We start from the raw sequence: 26,574 nt of genomic DNA on the forward strand, positions 1-26,574 counted from the left end.
CGTGTGTGGTCTATTATTTGTTCAAGCCAAAGAAAATCAAAATCTAGATAATAATCAGCTCCTTGAAACATTAAAGCTTATGAGTCACAGAGGCCCTAATCACATGGGTAGTCTTCATGCAGACAATACTACATTTTTAGGGCATACAAGGTTAAGTATCTTAGATACAGACAAACGAAGTAATCAACCGTTCTTTTCTAGATGTGGTAGATACTGTATAATATACAATGGCGAAATATATAATTATATGGAGTTAAAAAGGCGGTATCGTATTAAAACAAAAACATCTTCTGACACAGAAGTTTTATTAGAATTGTATATTAAATTAGGCCCTAAAGTTCTTTACGAATTAAACGGCATGTTTGCATTTGTTATATACGACATAGAAAATAGAGAAATATTTGCAGCTCGTGATCGCCTAGGTATAAAACCATTATATTATTACCAACATGATGACACATTAATATTTTCCTCAGAAATTTCATCCGTTTGTAATTTGCTTAAAACGCAATCAATTGATCAAATCGGCTTACGACAATACCTTAAACTGAGAACCTTTTTTAATAATAGAACATTATATAATGATATTAAAATGTTTCCTGCCGGCTCCTTTTTCTCGAAGGGTCGGGTATATAAATATTGGGACTATTTAGATTGCGAAAGCCATACTACGGACGCTTGTGACGAAGAAGTTCAACACTTAATCGAGTCTTCTGTAAATTACCGATGTATAGCAGATGTACCACTAGGCAGCTTTTTAAGTGGTGGCGTTGACAGCTCTATTATTGCATCTCTATCAAACAAACCAGACACTTGGACTGTGGGCTTTAAAGATAACAACGAGTTTAAATGGGCTAAAATAATAGCAGATAAACTCGAAAGCAAACACACTGAAGTAACTTTAGCTGAAGAAGAGTTCTTAGAGTTGACATCAAAAATGATTCGACTTCGCCAAGAACCTCTTTCCGTTCCAAACGAAGTATTATTGTATAAAATGTCAGCTATAGCCAAAGCAAAAAACACAGTGATTTTGTCTGGCGAAGGAGCAGACGAATTATTTTATGGTTATGATAGAATATTCCGTTGGGCACACGCTAATACCTGGAATATTAAAATGTTTGATGAACTATACAGCTACGGAAGCCATAGAGACGATGAAGTATTGTACGACGTGCTACAACCATATTCATTGTTATCTAATTCCTTAGAAAAGGTATCCGCATTTTTTCAAGTAAGCCATCTCCACGGATTGCTACGCAGGTTGGACAATAGTTCAATGTTAGGCTCTATTGAAGCGCGAGTACCATTTGTTGATCATCGCCTAGTCGAGTACATGAAAGGGAGAAATTTCGAATATAGAATACAACATAACAATGTGAAGGCTCCTTTAAAAAGAATATTTTCGCACTTTTTAACACCCGAAATAATAAATAGGCCTAAAATCGGTTTTGCCGTACCTCTCCAAAAGATATTCAACTCAAATAAAAACCCTATGGATAACTGGTTGGACTTTAATATGTCGACCTTACTTGGAGATGACTGGCCAATGTTAAAACGAGAAATTTTTGCAGGGATAGAATCATGATTATAGGGTATACAACAGGTGTATTTGACTTGTTCCATGTGGGGCATGTCCGAATTTTAAAAAATGCTAGTGCACTTTGTGATAAATTAATAGTCGGCGTCACCTCAGATGAGATGGTGTATGAGTATAAAAAGAAAAAAACTGTAATTCCGTTTAACGAACGTTTAGAGATAGTTTCTAGCTGTAAGTATGTGGATGTAGCAACAATACAAGAAAATCATGACAAACTAGAAGCATGGAACCGGTACCACTTTGATATTATGTTTGTGGGAGATGACTGGTTTAAAACATGTAAATGGCGTAAAATAGAAGAGGAGTTAAAAACTCGTAATGTTAGAACTATCTACTTCCCATATACAAAAACGACATCATCTACTCTAATAAATCAAACCTTAGAAGATCTGAGAGACAACTAAGAAAATATTCTCTTAAGTGCAAAAATCCATAAAGCAACTTTGCTAAAATACGGTATACTCAAGGTATAAATAGCAACTTCAATAGTAAATATATTTCTCGTATAATATACAGTTATCAACCATAATAGAAAAAACAGTATATTATACGAATATTCTGTTTTTTCGTAGCCCGTCATTAATGTTATATAGTTTATAGGGCCGCACACACAGTTTATAGAATGTATTACTGCTATCATCACCAAGAAATAGTGGCCATTATGATAGCTCTTACCAAACATAGAAAGTACTTGTTCTCCAAATAGCGAGAATATTCCAATAAAAACTAAAGCATTTAGAAACCCATACAATGTCAATAAAATACATATTTTGAGTAGTTTTTCTTTCTCTCTAAAGAAAATTTTTGATATTTTTGTAGAAAGATATAAGTTAACAGCTATCTGTGGCAAAAGCATAATTGCCGATACTTTGTATATAATAAAGAATAAACCAGCATCTTGGGGGGTTAACAAATATCCTACCAAAATCACGCTAATATTCTGAGACGCAACCCCTACAACAGAACTTGTCCATAGCCCTTTGGATGTAGCCCACCAATCCTCCTTATCTATTTCAGGAGTTATATAACTATCTTTCTCTAAAAGAGCGCGTTCACTAAATATATACTGTACGGCAACAATGAGTAATAAACTTCCTGCGGCATATAACAGCACAACTGGTGCAGTCAGCGCTATACCAAATCCACCACCTAATGTAGGAATGAGGACACGCCAGAGGATATCTCTTGGGACCAAAGCACCCACGACAGACCCACGTGCCCGCATTATATGGGAAACATATTCAGCCCCTGCCATCGGCAACAATAGAAGAACAGCATAGTATAAATAATCGACCTGAGCTGAAGGTTTGAATAACGAATATAGATACACGCCAACCAAGGATAAACACAGCGTGCCAAAGCTAATTTTAACGAACAGATGTTTACTATAGGCCACTGCACCATGCATTAAAGCCAGCTTATTCTGGCCATCATATTGCGGGATATAACGCAGTACAAAATTATGCTGACCACCCGTACCAACCATTGCCAAAAACGTGGCAAGGCTAAAGCCCATTGCAAACTTACCGTATTCAACGGGCGTCATCCAACGGGCTAGAAGTACAAACATGATGTAAGACAGCCCTGCAGTTGCTACTTTAATCATTAAAGCAACACTACCTTTTTTTAGTAATTCACTCAGAGCCACATCAGCTCCTCAACCATCAAAAATTGAATAAATAATCTGCAATAGAAAACAATATTAGTATGACGGACTTATAAATTAATTTAAGTATAAACACACATCTTTTTTATGAATTGCTCTAAATATCCTTTAATTAAGCCTCCCCCTCAAGGCAGCTAGGTAACTACGGCCAACTGGGATGTGCACACCATCCAAACACTGTAGTTCATACTTGCTGCCAGGAAAACTCTTAAGGGCTTGTGTCTCTAGTAAATTCACACCGTGTGATTTATGAATCCGCTGGAAATTATCTGGGAGCAGCAACATCAGCTGCCCCAGGCTTTTCTCGTGGAAAAGGTTACTACCGTTTTTCAGTATAATCTCACAGTATTTGTCATCTGCTTTAAGGCGTACAATATCTACCACCTGAATGAGCTGAGTTTTTCCGGCATGCCTTACTCCCAGGAACTGTGCTTTCCCTGCACCCGTGTGCTTACCTTGACTAGCCCCACCCAGCTTCCCAAAAGCTTGTTTCAAACGCTCTTCCGTAAAGGGTTTTGCAACAAAATCCACCACACCATACTCAAACGCTGTTAACGCCTGATCTGTATTCGCGGAAACAATAATTGTTTGAAAGTTGCGCGCCACTATACCCGCGAGCAAATCAAACCCGCTCTCTCCACCCAAGTTTAAGTCCAACATCAAAACATCTATTTCATGGTCTGTGAGAAATTCTTCCGCATCTGAAACACATTCTACTGTCTCTAAGAGGCGAAGGTCTGGCCCAATAATTTCGCGTGTCATCCTAGACAGCGCCTTGGCCACCATATGCTCATCTTCCACAATCAATATGCGCATCTACTATCTCTTAGTTTCCAATTTAATCTTGGTTACCCAGTTGCCTGTGTGGTTCATGCCATCTTCAAAAAGATAACCCTCACCCCAAACATCCTTCATACGTGCTCGCACATAACTAAGCCCTATCCCACCTGTCGTAACCTTCCTTTTCAACGGCTCACCAGAGGGTGCAACCAGCTCATATTGAAGCTGCCCATTCGGTAGAGTAAGCTGCTCTAGCCTGAAAGGTCCCACATCCTTCTTAAAACGCGTATGGGTCATGGCATTTTCAATAAGTGTATGAAAAATCGCAGGTGGGACTAGGGCTTCACCATCCTGCACACTGGTCTCAAGCCTGAATTTCACATCTTTTCGGTAACTCATCAGCTCAAGGTGAACATTACAAAGCTCTATCTCCCTAAACAAAGGAATAGATTGCTCTCCCGCTATTTCCCGAAGAATTCTAAATTCACTCGCAAGAGCATGGATCATTTTCACCCCAACATCGGGATTTTCACGTATCCATTCAGCAAGTGCTGATAGCGTATTCATTATAAAATGTGGCTGCAGGTGGCTCTTTAAAAGCTCAAGCTCCAATCTTTCAGACAGCAGAGAAATTTCAAAAGCTTCACGGCGTTTATGTTCAAAGGCAATGGCTTGCAAAACAAACAACACCACCGAAAGCGCAGACATATAGTAATAATAATAATTGCTCAGATAGATATCTTGCTCGAAGAAAAAGCCTGTGGAAAACAGAAGTAAAACGAGTAACACCAATTTCCCATACGGATGCTTTTTTCGCGCAGCATACAGAGCAGCTATAATAGCCAGTAAAGTATATAACCCCGTGCTTAGAAACAGCCCAAACTCTATGGAAAAACCCTTTAAAACAACGGGGGTCACTAATAACAGAACAGGAAGGATCCATGTGTAAACCCAGGGCCTTAAAACTGTAATATCAAGGCGGTTTGCCACAAATCGAAACAGAAAAACCCCAGCATAAATACGGCAAACGTACCATAGATAGAGCCATAATATATGATAGGAATACGGGTATGAATATAGGGTAGCAAGAATACCAAGCAGCAACTCCACCCATGCCAAAGCAAACATAGGCGCAAGCCATATTTCGGCATCAACCTTTCGCCGGATAAATGCTCCCATAAGGAAAAACACTGCCGCAGTAAAAATACTGCCTGTCATCATTAAGAACGGTAGATAATCCTCGAAGGCAACATGCCCCTTTTCTTCAAGCGGCATTATAATCGCAACGACTTCCAATTCTGGCTTCAGAAAACTCCATTTCTCACCAAAACCATGTGCAGAAAAGCGAACAGAGATTATATTTTTGCCTTCGTGAAGGGCATTAACACGAAGCGGGAAAATACGGTGCACTCTACCCGGCTGTTCACCTGCACTGGTTTGAGATGGAACACCGTTTGAACCAACCTGCTTACCATTGATATAAATCACTGAGGTAACAGTACTATACATTGTTATCGCCAGCGGGCGCGGCTGTTCAAACATCCCTACCGGCACATCTATTTCTGCTCTCAGCCAATTAACCGGTTGATCAGTATCATAGTCAAAATCGCTAAGGGTAACCCAGTTCCCACTTTGAAAAGGAGCCGCCGAAAACACCCTTTTATCCTCTCGGGAAACCTCAAAATCTCCAAGGACAACTGAAGGGAACTCTTCCTCGCCAGGCATTGAAACACTGCCGTAAGATATCAACATCGCACCAAAGAAAAGCGCAATGAATACAAATTGAAATATAACGTGCTTTATTTTCATGAACCGCAAAATATCACGAAACCAGCCTTTGTCGTCGGCTATTTTGAGCAGTTGGCCTATAGGTTTGAGCAGTTGACGTGCTTCTGCTCAAAACAACAATACTCACGCCCTACATGCACCTCGAAACCAATAACAGGCCATAACTTGCCGTAACTAAAGCGAGGTATATTATGAAATACGCAACTTTACTAAACAGTCTATCAACTGCCACCCTGATCTTTGGAGCATTATCCTTAATGCCTACCGCACATGCCGATGATGCGCCCGAGCTTTCCTATACTTTCATCGAAGGTGGCTACCTAACCACCAGAAATGGCTTAAGCGGTTCGGTGCAAGATGGTGATACAGCAATTAATTTTATATCTGCAGACACGGATGGTTTTTTCGGTCGCCTCTCTTACCAATTTGGTGACAACATGTATGTTTGGGGTGACTTCTCTCAAAACAAATATGAACTGGCAGCATCTACCCAGACAGGTGATGTATTTACAAATGCCTTCTACAGCTTAAAACCCCGTCGGTACATGGGTGGCTTGGGTATCTTCCATGAGCTTGATGATAACTTCCATCTGTTTGCAGAGGGTGGTATTGCCGTTACCGATTTCAGCCTCAAGCTAGCTGGGGTCAACACTGGCCCTACTGGTGATTTACTGAATGTTGTTAATTTAGCATCATCCAATACAGAAATTCATGGCACCGCCAAAGTCGGTTTGCGTTACATGACGGAATTTGGTCTGGAACTTAATCTTGCAGGTTCGTGGGCCGGGGATAGCCGTATCAAAGCCAATGATGCAGGAAATGATTTCCGTATAGCAGATGAATATGCGGGCGAAGCAGGGCTTAGATATCATTTCAATGATAAAATATCGCTTGGCGCTTCGTATCGCAGAACATCGGAAAATACATTTCTAGGTTCTGTTCGGTTCAGCTTTTAATCTCGCTTAACTGAGCCGACATGGCCTCATTCTTTATTGAGTGAGGCCTTTTATTCCTGGAATTCACCAAGCAGGAACAGTTTTGATTTCAATTCTGAAAGATTGATTTCCAGTTGTGCCTCAAGCTGCTTATCAACATCACCCATCAATGCATAGGCTTCTTCTACAAGTTCAAGCCCTTCAGGTGTTGCAAAAATCCAGATCTGCTTCTTATTTAACTTATCCGGCACACGGTTCACTAGCTTGTCCCGTTCCATCCTGTTCAGCAAATTAGAAACTGAGGGGCGACTAATACCAAGAACACTGGCTATTTCACTAGGCGTGCATAATTTACGGTCTTTTAAAATACCAAGGGCATAGGCCTGCACCGGCCGCAAACCAAGTGGTTTCAAGCATTTTGTATATAGCTCGCTAACCAATCGGTGGCTTTCCGCCAAGCGAAACGCCAATTGGTTCGAAAATGTTTCAACATAATCCACGGTAAAAAACCTGTCCCCATCAGTACGCAAAAACAAGATGCATACTTTTGAAAATTTTACAAAATACTTTCGTAAATTTTCCCGAAGTTTTTACTGATTTTTACATTAATTAATCACTATTTACGAGAAATTTGCTCGCATAAATTAATCTATCTTTGAAGGTTTTCCGAGATGCTTGATTCTATATTTCAGGCACCGGAGAGCATCATGAGAACGATTGCTATTACCTCCCAGAAAGGTGGATCAGGCAAAACCACCTTAACGGGACATCTGGCGGTAGCGGCTGAACAGGAAGGTTTCGGCCCTGTCGCTTTAATTGACACTGACCCTCAAGGAAGTTTGAGCGACTGGTGGAATGCAAGAGAGGCAGAGACACCACTCTTTGCTAAAGCCAGCCTCTCTTCGCTGGCAGATGACCTTCAGGCTCTAAAGGAAGCAGGTGTTAAACTTGTTTTCATTGATACACCACCCGCTATCACTCGCGCCAATCAGACTGTGATTGCAAAATCTGATCTGGTCGTCATCCCAACGCGCCCCAGTCCCCATGATTTGCGAGCGGTTGGTGCAACGATTGACCTCGTCGAAGAAGCGCAGAAGCCCATGCTGTTTGCCATCAACGGTGCAACGATGCGCGCCAAGCTAACCGGCGAAGCGGCAATTGCACTATCACAACACGGAACAGTGGCGCCCGATATCCTTCACAATCGGCAAGAATTTGCAGCCAGCATGATTGATGGCAGAACAGTTATAGAAACCAATGCGAACGGGAAATCTGCCCAGGAAGTTTTAGGGCTTTGGCAATATATTGAAGCGCGCCTCAAAAAGCTGCCCGTAAAAGCCAGTTTTAAAACCACCAATCATCACCGCATGAATGGATTTGGTAAGAAACCCGCCAGCTTTGGCGAACAACCTGCCGCGCTCTAAAGGAGAATAGTTATGACAACCGCCTCCCTGAGCGCAAACCTATTAGTTCGAAAAGGAAGAGCTGTTCCATCTGGACAGAATGTCGAACCGCTTTTTCAAAATATTGACCTGAAGGTACCGCAAACCGAGCCCGTAAAAAGGCCTATCCGCAAATCACTGCGCGTAACAGAACGAGATAATAAACGCTTACGAATTTTGGCGGCGCGCCTCGGCGTTTCACAGCAAAAAATTATGGAAACAGCACTACTAAAAATGCTGAATGAAGCGTCAGATCCGAATGGATGTATCTGCGGTACCCCTTAAGGGATACCAGGCAGATCATCATCATCTTTTTGTGGGGCTTTGGCAAAACAGTCATGCCCCGCACGTTTCATAGCCACGCACTTTGTAACCGCGCTTTGAAGTGACGTTACAGGACCGAAAACCAACCTATACAGCCCAGGCCGATTTGGGGATTCAACAATATCGGAATGCAAATTGCCTACTTCCTGCTGCAAAGTGGAACTGACAATAGACCTTAAGCGTTTTACCTCAAGCTCCGACATGGCAAAACCCACTTCCAGATGCCAGACCTCATCCCAATCTTCTGGTTTGGGAGCCGCTTTACCTTCTTGATTTGCAGTAACATCTGTTTCTTTTTCCTGCACAGCTTCCTCAGCAGGTGCTGGTTCAGCCGCAACTGTTTCCTTGGCTGTCGCTTCCCGATCCAATATTTCCGCGGCCGTTAACGCGTTATCAGCGCGTTTCTTTCTCGTATCAGCGCTATCCACAACGGGTAGCAAGTGAGGTGCAAGTGCTTCTTCATCAAATCCTAATTCTTCGAGACGCTCCGCATAACGTTGCCCCACATCTTTCGCTTTACGCTCTAGAAGCACGGACATAGTGCCAAGGCTATCCCCTGCTTCTAAATAGCCATCACGGCTGGCACGCCAGACAAGGCCATATCCTCTAATGGGATCCTGCTCAAAGCCAGCCTCTCCATTCCAATATATCATCCCCATCATATAGAGAGCTTCAGGCACCCCCTTCATAGCCTCACTTTGCCATAGTGAAACAGCTTCAGCGACTTCGGAATCTGTGCCGCCACCTTCAAAAAACAGGATATTTGCAAGCTTCAGCGCTGCCTCTTCATGGCCGAGCTGAGAAGAAAGCCGATAAAACATTGTTGCCACAGGGATGTTTTTCTCTGTTCCCACCCCGATACGGCGTACTTCAGCCAGATGATAATAGGCAAGCGCATTACCTGTCATAGCGAGGCTTTCAAGCATGGCCACACCACCCTTGATATCGCCACTACGCATCATCTCAAGTGCATCTTCAACACTTTGCATATCAACAGATGTTTGCGGCATATCATCTTCTGATATCGCACCGAATAATATTGCAGCAGCTAGGAGTGTGGATTTTATCATTTCAGCCTCTGTTTTTGCGCTATCTCAAATTTTAGCAAAATGCCTGTAAAAATCAAAAAACTACTTAAAGCTTCTTTCACACCCTGTGATTAGAGTGAGAAACTGACAAAACAGGCAACTACCCTTGGAAAGAGGGCAATGAAAATTATCAGGCGTACATTCCCAATTATAGCTGGGCCAGCTATTCTTTTACTCGCGGCATGCAGTACCCCGCAAGCAACGACAACGCAAGGCTCATCCCAGCCCGTTCCTACGAACACTTCACAACAACCGTTAGGGCATCTGTTTGTAATGGCCCAAAACATGGCCGCAAACGGAAATCATAGCGCTGCAATTCCATTATACAGGCAGCTTATCAACATGCCAAATGGAAGGATGGCTGAACAAGCTCTCGCTAAAAGCTTAATAGCGACAGGCGCTTATTCTGAAGCAGAGAAAATTCTTTTAGCAAGAGAACAGCAAGGTTTAGCTGATTGGGAAACATATCATTTATTAGGAAAATTATATCTTTCTAACGGGCAGTTTGAAAAGGCACTTTCGGACTTTGAAACAGCTTTCAGATTAAACCCTACAAACACGCAGATTCGCTCCGGGCAAGCTATAACATTTGCAGCTCTTGGCAATATCTCAACAGCACTTGCAACATTCGGCACAGAGGCTGACCTGCTACTTCTCTCTAACAAGGCATTGGTTCTTGCGGCCTCAGATAACCCAGATGCAGCCATTACAATCCTTGAAGCCTTGGTTCGTGCAGATCAGGCAAACCCCAGGGTGCGTCAAAACCTTGCCCTAAGTTACTTGCTTAAAGGTGAAGAAGCTAAAGCATATCAGATGGCACGTTTAGATCTTGATCCAGTTACTCTGGACGATACGTTCGCTTTCTACCGGTCACTAAAATCTCTTACCCCCATGAGACGTATGCAGGCACTGGTAACAGGCATTGTTCATCAGGAAACCGATACCGATGAACAAGCGAATTTAATACTAACTGATTCTGAATCACAACAAACTGCAAGCAAACGCATAGTGGAGGAACCAGAACCTGAGCCAGTTCCTGAACCAGTATCTGAACCCGCTAAAGATTATGAGCTCACGGAGGTACCCCCACTTGTAGAACCTGAGGGCTGGGCCCTTCAAATTGGCGCTTACCGCAACATCGAACGCCTTATGCGGGGCTGGACCATCCTTTACCGCAAAAACAGTGATATTCTCCAGGGTATTCCGCCACGTCGTTCGGAAATAGACTTCGGTGAAAATGTGAAAGACGGCACACCAAAAGGTTTTTACTTCCGCTTAAATGCAGGCCCACTGAAATCCCTCAGTCACGCGAGAGAAATCTGTAAAGAACTGATGGAACGCGGCACCGAATGCTGGATCAGGCCACCTGAGGAAGCAGAAGGTAAGCTGCCTTCCCAGAATTCAGAAGAATAACTCTCACCCAAAACAGCATAAAACAGGCAAAATTTAATGTTTTGCCTGTTCTCCCCTTGAACAGATTGATATAATTCCAACCTATGGAAAGGTGCCCATAAGGGGCCTTTAAGATTGGTTTCGCGGCGCTGTCAGGTTTGAAGCACCGCACTATTCGCTCGCAAGGGGAATGATATGTCTCGTATGTCCGTTTTTAACAGCCCGTTTCTTGTGGGCTTTGACCAGCTTGAACAGGTATTTGATAAAGTGTCCAAAAACGCTGGCGAAGGCTATCCTCCTTATAATATTGAACAACTCAATGACTGCACTATGCGTATTTCACTGGCGGTCGCAGGCTTTTCAAGAAGTGATCTCAATATCGCGGTTGAAGGCAACCAATTGATTATCCACGGCAAACAGCAAGATGATAGCGATACCAAAACCTATCTCCACAGAGGTATTGCGGCACGCCAGTTTGTACGTAAATTTGTGCTGGCAGACGGCATGGAAGTGGAAGATGCACACATGGAAAATGGGCTTCTTCACATTGACCTGGTAAAACCAGAACCTCAGGAAATTAGCCGTGAGATTAAAATCCGCTAATGCTGGATCAGGCACAAACCGAACTTAGCTTCCATACGAGTGGGTGTGGACTCTATGAGATTTCCAGAAGTGTAAATGATTGGCTGAGTACCACAGGTTTAAAGAACGGCCTGCTTACAGTTTTTATCAAACACACCAGTGCATCACTTACAATTCAGGAAAATGCTGACCCTGATGTCTGCTTGGATTTAACTGACGCTTTAGAGCGCCTCGCTCCGAGCGATCCCCGTTTATACAGGCATATCGCAGAAGGGCCGGATGATATGCCAGCACATATCAAAGCGGCACTTACTGATGTTTCACTTTCCATTCCTGTAAACAATGGCCGAATGACACTTGGTACATGGCAGGGCCTTTATATTGCTGAGCATAGACGCGCACCTCACACACGCTACGTAACCTTGCACCTAATAGGCAGCTAAAACCCGTATACTAAAGTAGCACGCGTAGCAGTATCCCATGCAGAGGTAGTATCAGGCGCATTTGAATCGTATTTCACTTCCACTGAAAGCCGCGCTGCTAAGTGGGAATTCAACTTTGCATTAAACTGCGCCAAATTTTCAAAGGTGGTAGATTCTGAGGCGAAAATGACCGAGCTTTTATCCTTTAAGGTCAGATCTCCGCTTAGCTTCACATCATAGGTGGTAGAAAGTCGACCAAGATATTCGGATTCTGTCGCGCCAGTTTCTTTCAGTTTGCTGAAACGCACCCCCGGCCCACCTTCAAAACGCAGCTTCTGCTTGCCCGTATCAAACACATCAACACCGGCACCGATATTCTCCACAACTCGGTAATCAAAGCCTGAAAAACGATCTAGTTCCAATTCTGTATAATTAAGAAGAAAACCCTTTTTCCATGCTCGCCACAACGTTTCATATTTGGCTACAAATCGCTGCCTAGTGGTCGTGCCTGCATTTCTGGCATAATCAAACCCTAAATCAAGAGCATGTTCCCAAGCCTCACCAAACTTGCGTTTGAACGTGAGCCCCGTGGTAACTGATTTCTCGTTGGTATCACCTGTGCTGCTGCCTGCACCCAATTGAATTTTGGCATTCCAAAGCTCCGGATCAACATAATAGACAAAACCTCGTGCCTTTGAAGCAGCTTCAGCAGCTGCCTCTGCCTGTTCCGCTTCATCTATTTCTTCCAGAAAGTCCTCGTGAAGCCAATAAGGCTTAACTCCCTCTGCTGCTTCAAGGATATCCATGCGTTTATCTGGCCATGTTTCCAGCGCCATGCCCAAAATAGTATCAAAACTTACGCGATTATTAGTATCTGCAGCCTTCTGGAGCATTTCGGTTACACCTTTTGGTGTTTCAGCCCAAAGTGGAGTTGACAAAAATATCATAGCTGAGAAGATCACTGCATACGCACAGCTTGTATGGCCAAATAGTCTCATGGGCATCAGATCCTGCTAAACGGATTATATAGGGATTATTAATTCCTCTACCCTCAGGCAATTGGAAATACAAATTCTGAACTAGGGGAATGGGGAATTTTTATGCCAACAGCATTTGTTACAGGTGCAACTGGTTTTCTGGGACGTCATCTCATCAATGTATTACGTGAGCAAGGTTGGGAAATTACCGCAATGGTAAGAAACCCGGCAACTGCTAAAGACATGATTGGCGAGGGTGTGACCTTTGTGGAGGGAGATCTGACACGTCCCGAGCAGGTGCACAAAGTCATGCCCCAACAACTGGACTGTGTGTTCCATACTGCCGCTAATACAAGTACATGGCGCGCGGAAGAAGATCTTCAGTATGAAGTGAATGTGGAGGGTACACGAACAATCCTTCAAGCGATTCTCGACCGTGAAGTAAAACGCATGGTGCATGTCTCTTCAATTTCCACGTTCGGACATCATGATGTGACTATCACAGAAGAAACTCCACGCCTTGGTGCTGAAAGCTGGATCAGCTACGTACGGACCAAATCCTATGCTGAACGAAAGGTGAAAGAAGCCTGTGACCGTGGTTTAGATGCAGTAATCGTGAACCCCACCCACATTATTGGGGAATATGACAGCCACAACTGGGCACGGCTTATCCTTAAGATGGCAAAAGGTGAACTACCAGGCACACCACCAGGAGCTGGTAATTTTGCAAATGGTCGCGCTGTTGCCGAAGCTACAGTAGCGGCTTTCCATAAAGGCAAAACAGCAGAGAATTATATCCTTGGCGGCCCTCAAGCCAGCTATTATGAATTCCTGTCTATCGCGGCTGATATACTTGGCATCAAAGGCCCTAAAAAACCAATGCCAGCCTTTATTTTAAAAACTCTGGCTTTCCTTCTAAGCTTTTCAAAAAACCGCCCCATGGTTACACTGGAGGAGGCAAGTTTCTCCTGTGAGGTCGCTAACGCTTCAAGTGCAAAAGCTATCTCAGAATTAGGGTTTCAGGAAATTGATCTAAAACAGTCTATTCAAGAATCTATAAGCTTTTTGAAAAGCCAAAAACTGTTGTCATAATTTTCGAAAATTTTTACTAAATACTTAGATTGTGTGCTTATAGTTAGGTTTTCAGATATCACAATTTTAGCTTCTTTATTAATACTGCTTCCGCAGGAGATTAAGCCGTGAGCGGAAATATGCTCGTCCATTATGAAATACAAGGCCGCCAAGGCGCCAGTTGGACAATTCTGCAAATATGCGATGACAGGGAAACCGCAACAAAACTCGGCGAAAAACTATGGGGCGCAGGAAAACGCTTTACAGGCCTTAGGGTTCTTAAAGAAAGCTATAATAAATCCACACAGGAATTTAAATCTGTAGAAATATTTGCCCGAGGCCGGGCTGGAAAAAAATCCAAATATGACCAAACGGGGCAAATCACCCCTTGCCTATCGCCTGATGATCTCTATAGCGCAGATGGCAGGCGCTCTATCTGGTTATTGATGAGCACAACTCTTAGCGATTGGCGCATAACACCAACTGAACTACTCCATAATCTGGAACACTATAACAAGCTTTATAATACAGGTACTTTGCTGCAAGATGCGGTACAGCGAACCGCCGTTTCATTTGATGTGGAGAATGAAAGCATTCAGGAACGCATGCGCAAACTCTATAAGGTTATAGATGCTTGCGTAGATATTATGAAATCCACTCAGGCAAATGTTCCTACGCTAGAACTTGGAAGACTTAAACCAATTATCTCAGCCCTTGAAGGGGCTTCGAATAAAAGCTTTCTCTTAACTTGTTCTCTTGTTGAATATTTGAGGCCTGCCGTTACGCCAAGCGATAAATTTGGTCGTGTTTCGGTGTTTCTATCCAATACGCGGCCCAAATGGGTAACTGAAATACTAGATCAATTACTTTCAGAACTGCTGCTTCATAACTCGGTTATTGATGAAATACTTGGCAGTTATGAAAACCGTGCCGATATGATGATAGATATGGCCTATCTTGCTTCGGGTAATCTAAGCATCGCGAACTCGGAAGGTAGAACTCAAAAATTTCCCAATGAAGCTAAACGTTTAAGCGGTTTTATCAAAGAAGGCATGTTGCCTCTTACTTCTCATGGGCTCATAGAACGCCTAAAAAAGGAAATTTCAGCATCACAACCACTTTCACAGCATGGTCTGGTACATCAAGTGGGCTGCCTTAGAGACTTAAAACGCACAGCCTATACTCTGCTTGATAACCCCCACACATTAGATACTTTAAGAGAAGAACTTAATTCCAGAGCTTCACGGCTCATTAACAGCCATTCAATTGCTGAATTAATCGCCAGCACAGATAACCCCATCGAACAGATTGAAGCCCTGCTTGATTTGGAAACGGCAGCCATCGGGCAATCAAACAAGCTAACGATCGCCAATTGTATCATGCCTATTCTCTCTCGCCCTGATTATGAGACTATCTTTATGGGATTAGATGGTTCTGGTATCAGCAGAATGGGAGATCTGGTTAATCTGCAAAAAAAGGTACTTGTGGCAGAGCTTACAGAAATGCACCGACGGCAGATATCCGAAAAGCTGGATGGCTTTTGTAAAGTTATTCTAGACAATACACAGCTTCTGCAAAAGCTTCATAAGTTGGATATCAGCCTGCAAGATAAATCTGTTAAAATCCTCCAACTTATGGGAGACGGCTATTTCACTGACGGGGACTGCTTAATGCGTGCTGAACAGCAAGTACGTACCTATATGCGTCAGGCTGGCTTCACAGAAGGGTTAATAAGCGGCCTTGGTAGAGAAGAAGCGGAAAACAAACTTATAATGTTTAAAACGTTACTCGCAAAGGCAGGTATAAAACGCTTAGACCCCGAAGATCAGGTTAATCTTGATTCAGATAGTGGTTAAATACCTTAGAAATCAGAAATAATACCACCGTGTTCCCAATCACCATAACGTGTTGGTTCTAATCCTTCACGGCCACCAATTTCTTTTGGTTTTTCACCATCTTTTTGTTCAGCTTCTTTTGAAGTTTCATCTACTGGTTTTTTAATCTCTTTTTCGGTCATGCCCTAATACTCACATAAGGGGTTATTGCGCTTCTTTCCGCGCACGATACCAAAAGCCAAGACCAAAGGCGAGGATCACATAAGGCAGAACAAAACCAAACTCACCTGTAAAGCGCCAGCTCTCTTCATACTTAAGTGTCATTGGATCAAGAACCGAAAGAATAAAGGCATTGTGCGCTGCGTGTAAAAGACTTGCCGCCCAAATACTCCGAGACCGTAGGTAAACGTAAGTAAGAATGAAGGATACGCCAATCGTCATCACGGTATAATTAAGAACCTGCAGCTCAATATCCTGAGGGCCCGCGTTATATTTGGTGTAAAGAAGGATCGGCAAGTGCCATAACGCCCATACTACTCCGACAATCAATGACGTTACGGGAAAAGAAAACTTCTGCAGTAAGAGAGGCGTTAGAAACCCGCGCCAACCAATTTCTTCACCAATCACAGCTCCTAACCGCCATACGAGACCAACAACAGCAAACATCAAAACCGCAATGATAATCACCGCTGTATCAGACCAACCGGATAGTCCTAAAAAAGCTCCAACTTCATTGATAAATTGCGGGTCAACAACGGTACCAAAACCGCCAACCCAAATGATACCGTAAGCAACCAGCCCATATACAATTGGAATTAAGTAAGCTGTCCATGCCCAACGTGTAGGACCAAATCCCCATCCGAGAGAACGAATGTCAATGCCGCGAATTTTACATGTAGCAAAAGCCGCTAGCGCAGGAGACCACATAAAAGTAGCCATAAAGTGCCGTTTAATACCAAGCTCAATCAACATGTAATAACCGATTGAAGCAAACAACCCAGTTAACACCACAAACGTAAGCGCAGTTGAAATTACTTTATCATCAGATACTAATTCTTCATGCCTGATCAAAGACATACCAAATCCTTATCCCCCACAAAACCCAGCCCTGATTTTGCAAACATTAAGCGGCAAATCAATACAAACTAAAGACCGCCTTGAACCTTGGGGCCAAAATGCCCAAATATTTTATAAGACACCATAAAAATGCGACAACCCGCAGGACATTTGAGATGAGTACCGCCAGAACTGGCTTATTAATGGCCGTAATGACCGGCCTGTTTGTTACAATCGGCACTTTGCTTGGAGGCCAAACCGGGATGGTTATAGCCTTCATGATAGCAGTTGCCATGAATCTGTTCGCTTACTGGAATAGTGACAAGATGGTCCTCCGAATGCACGGCGCACAACAGGTTGACCGCAATAGTGCACCTGAACTTGTTAGCATGGTGGAAGAATTATCTATACGTGCAAACCTGCCAATGCCCGCTGTTTATATCATTGATAGCGCACAGCCGAATGCGTTTGCAACAGGACGAAATCCTGAAAATGCTGCTGTAGCCGCCACTACTGGGCTGCTTCGCATGCTTAACCGCCAGGAAATTGAAGGGGTAATGGCGCATGAACTGGCACATGTGAAAAACCGTGATACGCTTACAATGACCATTACGGCGACACTCGCTGGTGCTATTTCAATGTTAGCTCAATTCTCTATGTTCTTTGGGGACAACCGTAATAACCCACTTGGGTTCCTCGGCACCATTCTTATCATGTTTCTTGCACCACTTGCAGCCGGGATGGTCCAAATGGCAATTTCCCGAACCCGTGAATATGAAGCAGACAGAATAGGCAGCGAAATCAGTGGTAACCCTATCGCACTTGCCGACGCATTAAGGAAACTCCACCGCGGCGCACAAACAACAGCAAATCACCGAGCGGAAGAAAACCCTACAACAGCTCATATGTTCATTGTAAACCCACTGAAAGGGTCTTCAATCGATAGCCTGTTTTCCACCCACCCAAATATGGAAAACCGGATCACAAAGCTTGAAGCGCAAGCAAGGAACATGGGACACCGACCTGCCACTCAAGCTCGTTCTATGTCAAAGCCAAAACCTCAGAACACTTGGGCAGACACCATCAAAAAGAATGCCCCTCGCTCTAAAGCAAGAGGCAGTGTTCCTAATTCAGGAAACAGTTCTGGCCGCCCCAAAAACCCTTGGGGTTAAAGACCCAGCTTTTCTTGTGCGAGTTCCTTAAGTTCTACTTCAGGGCGCGCTCCCAAGTGAGAAATTACTTCCGCGGCTGCCAGACCTCCAAGGCGTGCACTTTCGGTTAGCGTTTTACCGCTTGTGTAACCATGAAGGAAGCCTGAAGCATACAAATCACCTGCACCTGTTGTATCTTCAACGGTTGTTGGCTCGGCAGGCACTTCAATAATTTCATCAGGGGTCACAACAACCGATCCCAAAGCACCGCGCGTAAGAGCAGCGACTTTCACATGAGGACGCACTTTGGCTACAGCTTCATCAAAATTGTCAACTTCATAAAGCGACATAATCTCTGCTTCATTAGCGAACAGGATATCTACTCTATTTTCTACAAGTTCAACAAATTCAGAGCGGAAACGGTCTACACAGAAGCTGTCTGAAAGAGAGAGCGAAATCTCAGTACCGTGCTTAGAGGCATATTCATATCCCTTTAGTACAGATGCTTTCATAGAAGGTGTATCCCAAAGATACCCTTCAACATAAATAACATCAGAAGAAGCTACATCTTCTTCTACCACATCTTCAGGGGTAAGCTGAGTACATGCCCCAAGATATGTGCTCATAGTACGCTGCGCATCTGGGGAAACAAGGATCATGCTGGTCGCGGTTGGTGCACCTTCTGTTGCAGGCTTGGTAGCGAAATCAACACCAATTGCTTTAATGTCATGAGCGAACACCTTGCCTAATTGGTCATCATGCACCTTGCCGACATAGGCCGCAGTACTGCCGAAGGACGCAATCCCCGCAGCTGTATTCCCCGCTGAACCACCAGAACGCTCCACCGCAGGCGGCATATCATCATAAATGCGTGCAGATGTTTCAGCATCAACAAGCATCATGGACCCTTTGATACGCTCATGCTTTTCCAGAAAAGTGTCTTCAACGCGCGCGATGATATCTACAATCGCATTACCCATGCAGATAACCTGATATTTAGAAGCCACAACATTCCCTTTCGGCTTTAATCACTATTTCCTGCACCATAGAAAACACAAGCGGGATTGCAAGAACTCTCTGTTCTTCCTATGTATAGGAAAACCGCGTCATAAGCGGACAAAAACCATATGCGAGGATATCAACCATGATCGGCACAGCGATAAACAGAACATGGCAACAGTTGCTGCACCCCAAATTCAGGAGTGTATTTTTAACCTCCGTAGCATCTGCCCTAATCACCCTTATTGGCCTGACCTTTGTACTTTCATACTATTGGCCTGAAACATTTGTTTTTGGCTGGGACTGGATCGATGAACTGGGCGAATCTATCGCAGCGGCAGGCTTTTGGGCTGTTGTATCAGTAGGATCATATCTCCTGTTCCCGGGGATTGTAACAATGGTGATGGGTGTATTGATTGATAAAATCGCCACTGCCGTCGAGGAAGAATACTACCCCAACAGAATAGGCACCCGAGAGGTACCAATAACAGATGTGGTGATCAGCGCAGGCAAACTTACATTGATTATGCTTGTAGTGAATTTACTTGCTCTTGTGCCTTACATTATCCTCTTTTTCATGACAGCTAGTGCTGGCGCATTTGCGCTTTTCATTGCCATCAACGGCTTCCTTCTGGGCAGAGAATATTATGAAATGGTTGCTATGCGTCATATGGACCGAAAAATGATGAACCGTTTCCGTATGGAATACGGCAGCAAAATCTTTATGGTTGGTGCGATGATGGCTGCTATGTTCGCGGTACCATTTTTGAATATTCTAGCACCTATCATTGGCGCTGCGGTAATGACCCACGTTTTCCATCATCTTATTGCACAGCGTCGTGCTGCATAAGGAATTAAGTATGCGTTCAGTTCTTTCTCTGTCTCTCCTTATACTACTGTCAGCGTGTATGGGCGGCACCGAAGAACCACCACAGGTACAAACACCTGTAGTGGCAGAACCTGAACCAACACCCGTAGAAAACATCGAAGTTGTTCTGCCCGATGCACAGCTAATTCAAGGACACACTCCAAGAGATGTTCAAGCAGCTCTTGGAGAACCAAGCCTCGTGCGCCGCGACGGCAATGTGCAAGTTATGCTGTTTGAACAACCTTCCTGCGTTCTTGAAGTTATCTTCTTTGAAAAAAACGCTGATGATCATTTCAGGGCAACAGATATTAATGCCCGTTCCCTACGTGGGGAAACACTGGAAGCAGACGCATGCCTTGCTAGTCTGCTCGGAGATGGTGTTTCACTTGATCTGCCAAGCCCATAAGGGTACATCTTCTGAAGTAAGGAGAGCATGATGGCCAATTTAAAACTGGATCTACCTACCATTATCAAACTAGCGGTATGGAGCCTTATTGTTGGTGGTATCCTCTATTGGCTTGAATGGAGCCCTGGCCAGATTTACGGCTTTATCATTGATAAGTTTGCAGGCATCTGGGACTGGATGGTTGATTCAGGCCTTCAGTATATGCTCTTGGGTGCAACAATTGTTGTTCCTGTTTTTATCATCAGCCGACTTCGCGCAGGCCGAAAGAATTAGAAAGTGGCATCGCTTTTTAATCCTGCAGAAGAAAACGATGTTCGGCTGCATGCGCCTGCAACTGCACGCAACCGCGATGTTATTTTAGATGTTCTTAAAGAACACCTTCCGGCAGAAGGTACCTTTTATGAAATCGCCGCGGGTTCTGGAGAGCACGCTCTTTATTTCTCAGACGCTTTTCCTGATGTGATCTGGCATCCAACAGATATTGATGAAAGCCACCTTAACAGCATTAACGCATGGCGGGCTCATTCAGGAACCCAGAACCTTCAAGAAGCCCTATATTTTAATGTGCTGGAAAACCAATTCCCTGACAAAACAGATGCTATTTTAGCCATCAATCTAATCCACATTGCACCGTGGCGCGTGGCTGAGATACTCATTGAAAAAGCGGGCAATGCTCTAAAGACTGGCGGTACGTTATTTCTCTATGGCCCTTACCAGCAAAATGGTGCCCATACTTCCGACAGTAACGCAGATTTTGATATCTCGCTTAAAAGCCGTAACCCTGAGTGGGGTATCAGGCATATGGAAGAGGTCACATCACTTGCTATAAAGAATGGCTTTGATGCTCCAGCCGTTATTCCAATGCCTGCCAATAATTTCTCACTGGTTTTCAAGCGCAAATAAAAAGCGCCACCAAAGGCAGCGCCTAAACTTAGATGAATGTATAAAGCTTACTCTTACTGAACGGCTGCTGTTGCTTTATCCGTATCGTTCGCTTCTTCCTTAAGGTCATAGTGCTTAGAGTAACGCTTGGCGATTTTTTCAACTGGTAACAGGATGAAAACATCTGTCGTACCAAACTGCTCGTCAACCACTGCGCCATCACCAATAAAGCAACCAATACGCAGGTAACCCTTCACAAGCGGCGGCAATGCACGGCGCGCACGGCGAACATCAAGTTCATCAGCAGAGATGTTGTTCATTTCAACATGCATGCTATCAAGCGCCTTCACCTTGAAATCTTCCGGCACAACATGGTTGTGGTAAAGATAAGAGAAAGCCTCTTTAAATTCAGCCGGATCAATACCTTCAAAGCTTGCACAGCCGAACATATATGCAATGTTATGGTCTTTAAGGTATTCGGCAATACCTTTCCAAAGCATGTTGATGGTGCTTGTGGCACGGTAATCTTTGTGAACACAGCTGCGGCCAAGCTCAAGAAGTTGGCGGCCTGCACCCATCTGCTCTTTGAAACTGTCCGTCATCAGTGGTGACAGATCGAATTCACCTGAAGAATAGAAACCACGGTGTGCTTCAGCTACTTCCTGACGTAGAAGACGGTATGTACCTACAATCTGTTTTGATTTTGGTTTGTCATGGTCAATCACCAGAAGGTGGTCACACACAACATCATAATCATCAATATCACGCTTGGTTACCCGCATCTTCCAATCAGGCTTGGCATGCATTTCTTCATAGAAGATTTTGTAACGCAGCTTCTGTGCAGCTTTAATTTCCTTGAAAGAACGAGCAAGGCGCACTTCAAGGCTCCCCTGACGAACATAAGAGGGAGCACCTGCCATAGCCTGGGCAGCAGCAACACTTGGGCGTATACGAGCGTATTTCTTCATAAGGCAATCCTATTAGCCGCGCTTCAAGTCAAACCTATTACATAGATTTGACCGGAATATTACATCACATGTCTTACTAAATGTTCACTTTTTCAAGATCATGTGTGTTTTTAATCCCCGCGATATCCTTTTTCATCAGGATATACAAGAGAATTAATCCCGGGATAGCAAGTACCGTTGCATAAACAAAAAACTCAACCCATCCTACAGATTCAGCCACAAAACCGCTAGGAGCCCCAAGAACTGTACGAGCTTGATTCGCAAGTGAGGACAAGAGCGCATATTGGGTTGCAGTGAAATTGGCATTACAGAGGCTCGCCATATAAGCAATGATTACAGTGGTACCGAGGCCTGTTGCAAAATTCTCCATACCAATCACCACAGCCAAGCGCCACTGCTCTGTTTCGCCAACAGAAAGCCAAGCAAAACCCAGGTTCGTAAGCATCATTAAAATACCTGATAGGAATAGCGCTTTATACATACCAATCTGTTTGTAAAGCGCAGCACCAAGGCCAACACCAACCATCAAAGTGATAAAGCCTACTGTTTTGTTGGCGTACGCAACAGCGGTAAGCGAAAACTCCATATCCCTGATCAGGGGCGCTGTCATAATACTCGCCACCGCATCACCCGCTTTAAAGAACAGAATAAACAACAGGACTAAAAGCCAGTTGTCTCGCTTTGAGAATTCCTTGAACGGAAGAATAACAGCTTCCCGGAAACGTGCGGCAAACAGAGACTTTGGAGCCCGCTGAGCTTCTTCTTCCATAAACTCATCATCTTCACGGCTATGGGTTGGCTCACCAAGCCAGAGGACTGCTAGTGTACCCGGCAGTAATAAGAGTGGCAGCAAGCTAATCGCCAGCCCCCAACCAATTTGATCTGCAATCAGCAGCACACCAACACCAGCTATGAAATTGGCTGTGCGGTACCCAAAAACATAAGAAGCTGCGCTATGCCCTTGGTCTTCATCACCCAAAATTTCAATCCGGTAAGCATCGATAACGATATCCTGACTGGCGGAAAGAAACGCAATTGCACAGGTAAACACCGCAACTTCAAAAAGCTGATCAGCAGGATTTAAAACTGAAATCGCAAGCAAACAGGCCGCCATAAGCCCTTGGATAAACAGCAGCCACCCCCGGCGCTGGCCAAATATCTTGGTAATTGGTCCCAGAGGCAACCGGTCAATAGCCGGAGACCAAAGGAATTTCCATGTGTAAAAACTAGTCGCAAGCGCGAACAAACCCACGTCAGCTTTGCTGACATCATTATAAGAAAGCCAGAAGCCCATAAGGGAAATTACAAATGTGAGCGGGAAACCACTGGCCATACCAAGCCCGAATGTGCCAACAACCCGTTTGTCACCGTAAGGCTTAAGGCCTCTTAATATACCGCCCACTTTTCCCATTAAACGCTCGCTTCCACTGCCTGAATATATTCCGCTGTTACTGTAATCCAAAGCCCTGCAGCTTTGGCAACAAGAGTTCCATCGACACTATAAACCGCAGTACCGCACATACGCTTCCTGCCTTTTGGTTTAGTTGGATCACCCATATCCCAACCAATGATCTTGGCCTGGCCTTCAGCTTTAAGCGGCGCAAGAATCTCAGCGTGCAAACGCCCTAAAAGCGCAGGTTCACCTGGTGCACAGCTATAGTATCCTGGGCAATCAAGCGCTGACCAAAGGTATTCTGGCTTTATAAAACCACTTTCGTCTGCAAGTTCATCACCCAAATCCCAACAAGCCCCAACCAGACCCGGTGTTTCATTAAGACGTTTGCTGTGAATACACATACCATCACCCTTGGTACGGTCTTCACCACACACAAAACACCGTCCAAATGGTTTGAACTCGCCCGGTGCGTCAGGTGCTTCATAAGGGTTGATACCCAGTTCAAATTTAGGTGGAAGCGCAGGCACATCAAGCTCAAGTGGTTTTTCTATCGCCGTGCCCAAAAGCTTGTCACCAAGTTTAAGCTCAGCTTTGCCTTCCACAGCGATCAGCTCAAGTTCTTTATCGAGAGGCGGCGGCGCATGGAGAGATGCTTCCACAGCACCCGTAAGCGCATTTGCCAGCATGCCACTTGCGTACCCGCCATTCGCGGATGATGGAGGGCCATTGAATCGAGACTTAATATAAATTGACTGCTGCACGTTATATTCTCCCCCGCGCATAATATTTCCCTTGTTTAAAGGGGATTTAGGCTATGATGCAAGTAACTGCTTTCAATCCACATCAGTTTATGGTCAAAGACCCGCATGACAAGCTCTGAGAATAAAAAACACAATAGAACCTTAAGCGCACGGGAAACTGCTGTGCGCACCTTTATGGCGGTTACGCTGAAAAAGCGGCCATTTGATGTTGCCCTTGATGATATGGCATCGAAGGCGAACCTTGATGCGCGTGATCGGGCTTTTGTGCTGAATCTGTTGATGTTGAGCTTAAGACGGTACGGCAGCCTAAAAGCGCTTCTTGGTTCACTCCTTTCGAGCAGTCTTCCAAAGAACGCCACATGGACAGAAGCCGCACTTATAACCGGCCTTACACAAATCCTTCTCATGCGTACTGCAGACCATGCGGCAGTGAATGAAACAGTTACATTGATCAAAAACCTGCCTGGTAAGGAAAAAGGCTTCTCAGGCCTTGTGAACGCAATCTTGAGGCGCGCCGTACGAGAGCAGGAAAAACTTCTGACAAAGTTGAACCGCACGCCTGAAAAAGACTTGCCTAAATGGCTTTTTGATAGCTGGAGCAAAGCTTACGGTAAAAAAACTGCTGTAGGTATCGCCGAAGCATTACGGGATACACCGCCACTGGATATTTCTCTGAAACCTGAGGAAGACAAACAAGCCTGGGCTGAAACGCTTGAGGCAGAAATTCTACCAACGGGCAGCTTACGGCGTACCATCAGCGATGTAACCGCCCTAGAGGGTTACGGTGCAGGCGTTTGGTGGGTGCAGGATATGGCAGCAGCCATCCCCGCAAAACTGCTTGGTGATATCAGCGGCAAGCACGTTCTTGATCTCTGTGCTGCACCGGGCGGCAAAACCATGCAGGTAGCGGCAGCTGGCGCACGAGTAACCAGTGTGGACCGTTCAAAGAATCGCCTTAAAAGACTCGATGCTAATTTGAGTCGTACCGGCCTTAAAGCTGAAGTACATGCCGCAGATGCCTCCACTTTCACGCCGGGCACACCTGTAGATCATATCCTTCTTGATGCCCCGTGCAGCGCCACCGGTACCCTGCGCCGTAATCCAGATGTGATCTGGACCAAAGCACCCGAAGATGTTGCCAAGCTGGCAGCACTCCAGAGCCGTATCCTTGATCATGCCTTCGAGATGCTACCTGTGGGCGGCACTATGGTTTACTGCGTATGTTCTATTGAAGACAGTGAAGGCAAAGGGCAGATTGCTCAATTCCTTGAACGAACCAAACAAGCTGAGCGTACGGCAATTACAAAAGATGAGCTTGGCGGTTTGGACGAGTTAATTACCCCTGATGGCGACCTTTTATGCTTCCCCTCAATTATGGCAGATAAAGGCGGTATGGATGGTTTTTATGCAGCACGTATAAGAAAGCTGAAATAACCGCTAAAATATTGATCTCTTGGCCGCTCAGTCCCTTGCGGGATGCGGCATGAACTGATATGGAAACCCCATGCAGAAACCAATCAGAATCGCACCGTCCATCCTGTCCGCTGATTTTGCGAAACTGGGTGAAGAAGTTAGAGCAATTGACGCCGCTGGCGCCGATTACATCCATATTGATGTTATGGATGGCCACTTTGTGCCGAACATTACTATCGGACCCGATGTTGTAAAAGCACTTCGCCCACATAGTGACAAAGTGTTTGATGTGCATCTGATGATCGAACCTGTTGACCCATATATTGAAGCTTTTGCAAAAGCTGGTGCTGATATTATCACCGCTCATGTAGAAGCGGGTGCTCATACCCACAGAACACTTCAGGCAATCAAAGCGCAAGGGGTGAAAGCGGGTATTTCGCTAAACCCTTCTACCCCAGAGACCACTATTGATTATCTCTATGAAGAGCTTGATCTGATCCTTGTTATGTCTGTGAACCCTGGCTTCGGCGGTCAGTCTTTCATTACAAGCCAACTACGTAAACTTGAAGCGATCCGCAAACGTATTGATCAGCTTGGTCTGGATATTGACCTACAGGTTGATGGCGGCGTAAACCGAGAAACAGCTCGTCAGGTTATAAGCGCTGGGGCCGATGTATTAGTTGCAGGGAGCGCTACCTTTAAAGGCGGGCCTGATATGTATGCAGAAAATATCCGCACTATCCGAGGCGAATAAGATTTAGGGGGAAGAGGTACC

The 26,574-nt window shown here is 44.6% G+C and carries 29 protein-coding genes; 17 read left to right on the plus strand and 12 right to left on the minus strand.

Annotated features, from left to right (window positions below; all coding sequences use genetic code 11):
- Position 1: 1 nt before the first annotated feature.
- Positions 2-1,585 carry an asparagine synthase (glutamine-hydrolyzing) gene (gene asnB / locus KFE96_RS01185; RefSeq protein ID WP_255834189.1) on the plus strand — a complete coding sequence of 528 codons (1,584 nt, stop codon included), beginning with the start codon at positions 2-4 and terminating at the stop codon, positions 1,583-1,585.
- Complete coding sequence (locus tag KFE96_RS01190; RefSeq protein WP_255834190.1) at positions 1,582-2,001, plus strand: adenylyltransferase/cytidyltransferase family protein; 420 nt, start codon at positions 1,582-1,584, stop codon at positions 1,999-2,001. The genes asnB and KFE96_RS01190 overlap by 4 nt, the downstream gene beginning before the upstream one ends.
- Here the strand turns inward: KFE96_RS01190 and KFE96_RS01195 are convergent.
- From KFE96_RS01195 to KFE96_RS01205, 3 genes are all read right to left on the minus strand, one after another.
- Positions 1,998-3,245 (minus strand): lipopolysaccharide biosynthesis protein, encoded by a 1,248-nt coding sequence (locus KFE96_RS01195; protein ID WP_255834192.1) that lies wholly within the window; start codon positions 3,243-3,245, stop codon positions 1,998-2,000. The two genes, KFE96_RS01190 and KFE96_RS01195, sit on opposite strands and share 4 nt — an antisense overlap.
- A gap of 126 nt (positions 3,246-3,371) precedes the next feature.
- Positions 3,372-4,079 carry a LytTR family DNA-binding domain-containing protein gene (locus KFE96_RS01200; protein ID WP_255834193.1) on the minus strand — a complete coding sequence of 236 codons (708 nt, stop codon included), beginning with the start codon at positions 4,077-4,079 and terminating at the stop codon, positions 3,372-3,374.
- Between the two features lie 3 nt (positions 4,080-4,082).
- Positions 4,083-5,768, minus strand: coding sequence for a histidine kinase (locus KFE96_RS01205; RefSeq protein ID WP_255834195.1), 1,686 nt, complete (start codon positions 5,766-5,768; stop codon positions 4,083-4,085).
- Positions 5,769-6,022: 254 nt separating this feature from the next.
- Here KFE96_RS01205 and KFE96_RS01210 point away from each other — a divergent pair, with 254 nt between their 5' ends.
- Complete coding sequence (locus KFE96_RS01210) at positions 6,023-6,787, plus strand: hypothetical protein (RefSeq protein ID WP_255834197.1); 765 nt, start codon at positions 6,023-6,025, stop codon at positions 6,785-6,787.
- 50 nt (positions 6,788-6,837) lie between these two features.
- Here KFE96_RS01210 and KFE96_RS01215 read toward each other — a convergent pair whose 3' ends face one another.
- On the minus strand, positions 6,838-7,296 hold the full coding sequence (locus KFE96_RS01215) for a MarR family winged helix-turn-helix transcriptional regulator (RefSeq protein ID WP_255834199.1): 459 nt from the start codon (positions 7,294-7,296) through the stop codon (positions 6,838-6,840).
- A gap of 177 nt (positions 7,297-7,473) precedes the next feature.
- Here KFE96_RS01215 and KFE96_RS01220 point away from each other — a divergent pair, with 177 nt between their 5' ends.
- Positions 7,474-8,190: a ParA family protein gene (locus KFE96_RS01220; protein ID WP_255834201.1), complete on the plus strand. Its 717-nt coding sequence runs from the start codon at positions 7,474-7,476 to the stop codon at positions 8,188-8,190.
- 12 nt (positions 8,191-8,202) lie between these two features.
- Entirely contained in the window at positions 8,203-8,493 is a 291-nt protein-coding gene (locus tag KFE96_RS01225) for a hypothetical protein (protein ID WP_255834203.1), read from the plus strand.
- Here the strand turns inward: KFE96_RS01225 and KFE96_RS01230 are convergent.
- Positions 8,490-9,602 carry a tetratricopeptide repeat protein gene (locus tag KFE96_RS01230; RefSeq protein WP_255834204.1) on the minus strand — a complete coding sequence of 371 codons (1,113 nt, stop codon included), beginning with the start codon at positions 9,600-9,602 and terminating at the stop codon, positions 8,490-8,492. The two genes, KFE96_RS01225 and KFE96_RS01230, sit on opposite strands and share 4 nt — an antisense overlap.
- Before the next feature lie 138 nt (positions 9,603-9,740).
- Between KFE96_RS01230 and KFE96_RS01235 the strand changes: the two genes are divergently transcribed.
- From KFE96_RS01235 to KFE96_RS01245, 3 genes are all read left to right on the plus strand, one after another.
- Positions 9,741-11,033, plus strand: coding sequence for an SPOR domain-containing protein (locus KFE96_RS01235; protein ID WP_255834205.1), 1,293 nt, complete (start codon positions 9,741-9,743; stop codon positions 11,031-11,033).
- A gap of 174 nt (positions 11,034-11,207) precedes the next feature.
- Positions 11,208-11,615: an Hsp20 family protein gene (locus tag KFE96_RS01240; protein WP_247019917.1), complete on the plus strand. Its 408-nt coding sequence runs from the start codon at positions 11,208-11,210 to the stop codon at positions 11,613-11,615.
- Positions 11,615-12,037, plus strand: coding sequence for a secondary thiamine-phosphate synthase enzyme YjbQ (locus KFE96_RS01245; protein ID WP_255834206.1), 423 nt, complete (start codon positions 11,615-11,617; stop codon positions 12,035-12,037). The genes KFE96_RS01240 and KFE96_RS01245 overlap by 1 nt, the downstream gene beginning before the upstream one ends.
- On the opposite strand, the gene KFE96_RS01250 is transcribed toward KFE96_RS01245, so the two are convergent.
- Complete coding sequence (locus KFE96_RS01250; protein WP_255834207.1) at positions 12,034-13,014, minus strand: YdiY family protein; 981 nt, start codon at positions 13,012-13,014, stop codon at positions 12,034-12,036. The two genes, KFE96_RS01245 and KFE96_RS01250, sit on opposite strands and share 4 nt — an antisense overlap.
- Positions 13,015-13,116: 102 nt before the next feature.
- Between KFE96_RS01250 and KFE96_RS01255 the strand changes: the two genes are divergently transcribed.
- Both KFE96_RS01255 and KFE96_RS01260 read left to right on the plus strand, forming a co-directional pair.
- Complete coding sequence (locus KFE96_RS01255; RefSeq protein ID WP_255834208.1) at positions 13,117-14,085, plus strand: NAD-dependent epimerase/dehydratase family protein; 969 nt, start codon at positions 13,117-13,119, stop codon at positions 14,083-14,085.
- 107 nt (positions 14,086-14,192) lie between these two features.
- A complete protein-coding gene (locus KFE96_RS01260; protein WP_255834209.1) occupies positions 14,193-15,920 on the plus strand; it encodes a hypothetical protein in 1,728 nt (575 codons plus the stop codon).
- A 5-nt stretch (positions 15,921-15,925) separates the two neighbouring features.
- On the opposite strand, the gene KFE96_RS01265 is transcribed toward KFE96_RS01260, so the two are convergent.
- Together KFE96_RS01265 and KFE96_RS01270 are read right to left on the minus strand one after the other, a co-directional pair.
- Entirely contained in the window at positions 15,926-16,081 is a 156-nt protein-coding gene (locus KFE96_RS01265; protein WP_255834210.1) for a DUF1674 domain-containing protein, read from the minus strand.
- 22 nt (positions 16,082-16,103) lie between these two features.
- On the minus strand, positions 16,104-16,976 hold the full coding sequence (locus KFE96_RS01270; protein ID WP_255834211.1) for a CPBP family intramembrane glutamic endopeptidase: 873 nt from the start codon (positions 16,974-16,976) through the stop codon (positions 16,104-16,106).
- A 155-nt stretch (positions 16,977-17,131) separates the two neighbouring features.
- Here KFE96_RS01270 and htpX point away from each other — a divergent pair, with 155 nt between their 5' ends.
- Entirely contained in the window at positions 17,132-18,127 is a 996-nt protein-coding gene (htpX, locus tag KFE96_RS01275; RefSeq protein WP_255834212.1) for a zinc metalloprotease HtpX, read from the plus strand.
- Here htpX and KFE96_RS01280 read toward each other — a convergent pair.
- A complete protein-coding gene (locus KFE96_RS01280; RefSeq protein ID WP_255834213.1) occupies positions 18,124-19,113 on the minus strand; it encodes an adenosine kinase in 990 nt (329 codons plus the stop codon). The two genes, htpX and KFE96_RS01280, sit on opposite strands and share 4 nt — an antisense overlap.
- 137 nt (positions 19,114-19,250) lie before the next feature.
- Here KFE96_RS01280 and KFE96_RS01285 point away from each other — a divergent pair, with 137 nt between their 5' ends.
- From KFE96_RS01285 to KFE96_RS01300, 4 genes are read left to right on the plus strand one after another with little or no spacing between them, the layout of a single operon-like run.
- A complete protein-coding gene (locus KFE96_RS01285) occupies positions 19,251-19,955 on the plus strand; it encodes an EI24 domain-containing protein (protein WP_255834215.1) in 705 nt (234 codons plus the stop codon).
- 10 nt (positions 19,956-19,965) lie between these two features.
- The gene (locus tag KFE96_RS01290) at positions 19,966-20,379 is read left to right on the plus strand and encodes a hypothetical protein (protein WP_247019899.1); all 414 of its coding nucleotides are present in this window, start codon (positions 19,966-19,968) and stop codon (positions 20,377-20,379) included.
- Positions 20,380-20,409: 30 nt separating this feature from the next.
- Positions 20,410-20,652, plus strand: coding sequence for a DUF6460 domain-containing protein (locus tag KFE96_RS01295; protein WP_255834216.1), 243 nt, complete (start codon positions 20,410-20,412; stop codon positions 20,650-20,652).
- Between the two features lie 3 nt (positions 20,653-20,655).
- Positions 20,656-21,282 carry a DUF938 domain-containing protein gene (locus KFE96_RS01300; RefSeq protein ID WP_255834217.1) on the plus strand — a complete coding sequence of 209 codons (627 nt, stop codon included), beginning with the start codon at positions 20,656-20,658 and terminating at the stop codon, positions 21,280-21,282.
- 53 nt (positions 21,283-21,335) lie between these two features.
- Here the strand turns inward: KFE96_RS01300 and KFE96_RS01305 are convergent, their stop codons facing one another.
- From KFE96_RS01305 to KFE96_RS01315, 3 genes are all read right to left on the minus strand, one after another.
- Positions 21,336-22,229, minus strand: a complete 894-nt coding sequence (locus tag KFE96_RS01305) for a GNAT family N-acetyltransferase (RefSeq protein WP_255834218.1) — start codon at positions 22,227-22,229, stop codon at positions 21,336-21,338.
- Between the two features lie 76 nt (positions 22,230-22,305).
- Positions 22,306-23,640, minus strand: coding sequence for an MFS transporter (locus tag KFE96_RS01310; protein WP_255834219.1), 1,335 nt, complete (start codon positions 23,638-23,640; stop codon positions 22,306-22,308).
- On the minus strand, positions 23,640-24,386 hold the full coding sequence (locus tag KFE96_RS01315) for a hypothetical protein (RefSeq protein ID WP_255834220.1): 747 nt from the start codon (positions 24,384-24,386) through the stop codon (positions 23,640-23,642). The genes KFE96_RS01310 and KFE96_RS01315 overlap by 1 nt, the downstream gene beginning before the upstream one ends.
- A gap of 105 nt (positions 24,387-24,491) precedes the next feature.
- Here KFE96_RS01315 and KFE96_RS01320 point away from each other — a divergent pair, with 105 nt between their 5' ends.
- Complete coding sequence (locus tag KFE96_RS01320; RefSeq protein ID WP_255834221.1) at positions 24,492-25,820, plus strand: RsmB/NOP family class I SAM-dependent RNA methyltransferase; 1,329 nt, start codon at positions 24,492-24,494, stop codon at positions 25,818-25,820.
- A 70-nt stretch (positions 25,821-25,890) separates the two neighbouring features.
- A complete protein-coding gene (gene rpe / locus KFE96_RS01325) occupies positions 25,891-26,553 on the plus strand; it encodes a ribulose-phosphate 3-epimerase (protein ID WP_247019885.1) in 663 nt (220 codons plus the stop codon).
- Positions 26,554-26,574 lie beyond the last annotated feature (21 nt).

The organism is Kordiimonas sp. SCSIO 12603, assembly GCF_024398035.1.
GTDB lineage: Bacteria > Pseudomonadota > Alphaproteobacteria > Sphingomonadales > Kordiimonadaceae > Kordiimonas.

Coding starts and splice junctions, on each gene's coding strand:
- KFE96_RS01190 (WP_255834190.1), top strand. CDS start 1,582: ATGATTATAGGGTATACAACAGGTGTATTTGACTTGTTCCATGTGGGG.
- KFE96_RS01200 (WP_255834193.1), bottom strand. CDS start 4,079: ATGCGCATATTGATTGTGGAAGATGAGCATATGGTGGCCAAGGCGCTG.
- KFE96_RS01205 (WP_255834195.1), bottom strand. CDS start 5,768: ATGCCTGGCGAGGAAGAGTTCCCTTCAGTTGTCCTTGGAGATTTTGAG.
- KFE96_RS01210 (WP_255834197.1), top strand. CDS start 6,023: ATGAAATACGCAACTTTACTAAACAGTCTATCAACTGCCACCCTGATC.
- KFE96_RS01220 (WP_255834201.1), top strand. CDS start 7,474: ATGAGAACGATTGCTATTACCTCCCAGAAAGGTGGATCAGGCAAAACC.
- KFE96_RS01225 (WP_255834203.1), top strand. CDS start 8,203: ATGACAACCGCCTCCCTGAGCGCAAACCTATTAGTTCGAAAAGGAAGA.
- KFE96_RS01230 (WP_255834204.1), bottom strand. CDS start 9,602: ATGATAAAATCCACACTCCTAGCTGCTGCAATATTATTCGGTGCGATA.
- KFE96_RS01235 (WP_255834205.1), top strand. CDS start 9,741: ATGAAAATTATCAGGCGTACATTCCCAATTATAGCTGGGCCAGCTATT.
- KFE96_RS01240 (WP_247019917.1), top strand. CDS start 11,208: ATGTCTCGTATGTCCGTTTTTAACAGCCCGTTTCTTGTGGGCTTTGAC.
- KFE96_RS01245 (WP_255834206.1), top strand. CDS start 11,615: ATGCTGGATCAGGCACAAACCGAACTTAGCTTCCATACGAGTGGGTGT.
- KFE96_RS01250 (WP_255834207.1), bottom strand. CDS start 13,014: ATGAGACTATTTGGCCATACAAGCTGTGCGTATGCAGTGATCTTCTCA.
- KFE96_RS01255 (WP_255834208.1), top strand. CDS start 13,117: ATGCCAACAGCATTTGTTACAGGTGCAACTGGTTTTCTGGGACGTCAT.
- KFE96_RS01265 (WP_255834210.1), bottom strand. CDS start 16,081: ATGACCGAAAAAGAGATTAAAAAACCAGTAGATGAAACTTCAAAAGAA.
- KFE96_RS01270 (WP_255834211.1), bottom strand. CDS start 16,976: ATGTCTTTGATCAGGCATGAAGAATTAGTATCTGATGATAAAGTAATT.
- htpX (WP_255834212.1), top strand. CDS start 17,132: ATGAGTACCGCCAGAACTGGCTTATTAATGGCCGTAATGACCGGCCTG.
- KFE96_RS01285 (WP_255834215.1), top strand. CDS start 19,251: ATGATCGGCACAGCGATAAACAGAACATGGCAACAGTTGCTGCACCCC.
- KFE96_RS01290 (WP_247019899.1), top strand. CDS start 19,966: ATGCGTTCAGTTCTTTCTCTGTCTCTCCTTATACTACTGTCAGCGTGT.
- KFE96_RS01295 (WP_255834216.1), top strand. CDS start 20,410: ATGGCCAATTTAAAACTGGATCTACCTACCATTATCAAACTAGCGGTA.
- KFE96_RS01305 (WP_255834218.1), bottom strand. CDS start 22,229: ATGAAGAAATACGCTCGTATACGCCCAAGTGTTGCTGCTGCCCAGGCT.
- KFE96_RS01310 (WP_255834219.1), bottom strand. CDS start 23,640: ATGGGAAAAGTGGGCGGTATATTAAGAGGCCTTAAGCCTTACGGTGAC.
- KFE96_RS01320 (WP_255834221.1), top strand. CDS start 24,492: ATGACAAGCTCTGAGAATAAAAAACACAATAGAACCTTAAGCGCACGG.
- rpe (WP_247019885.1), top strand. CDS start 25,891: ATGCAGAAACCAATCAGAATCGCACCGTCCATCCTGTCCGCTGATTTT.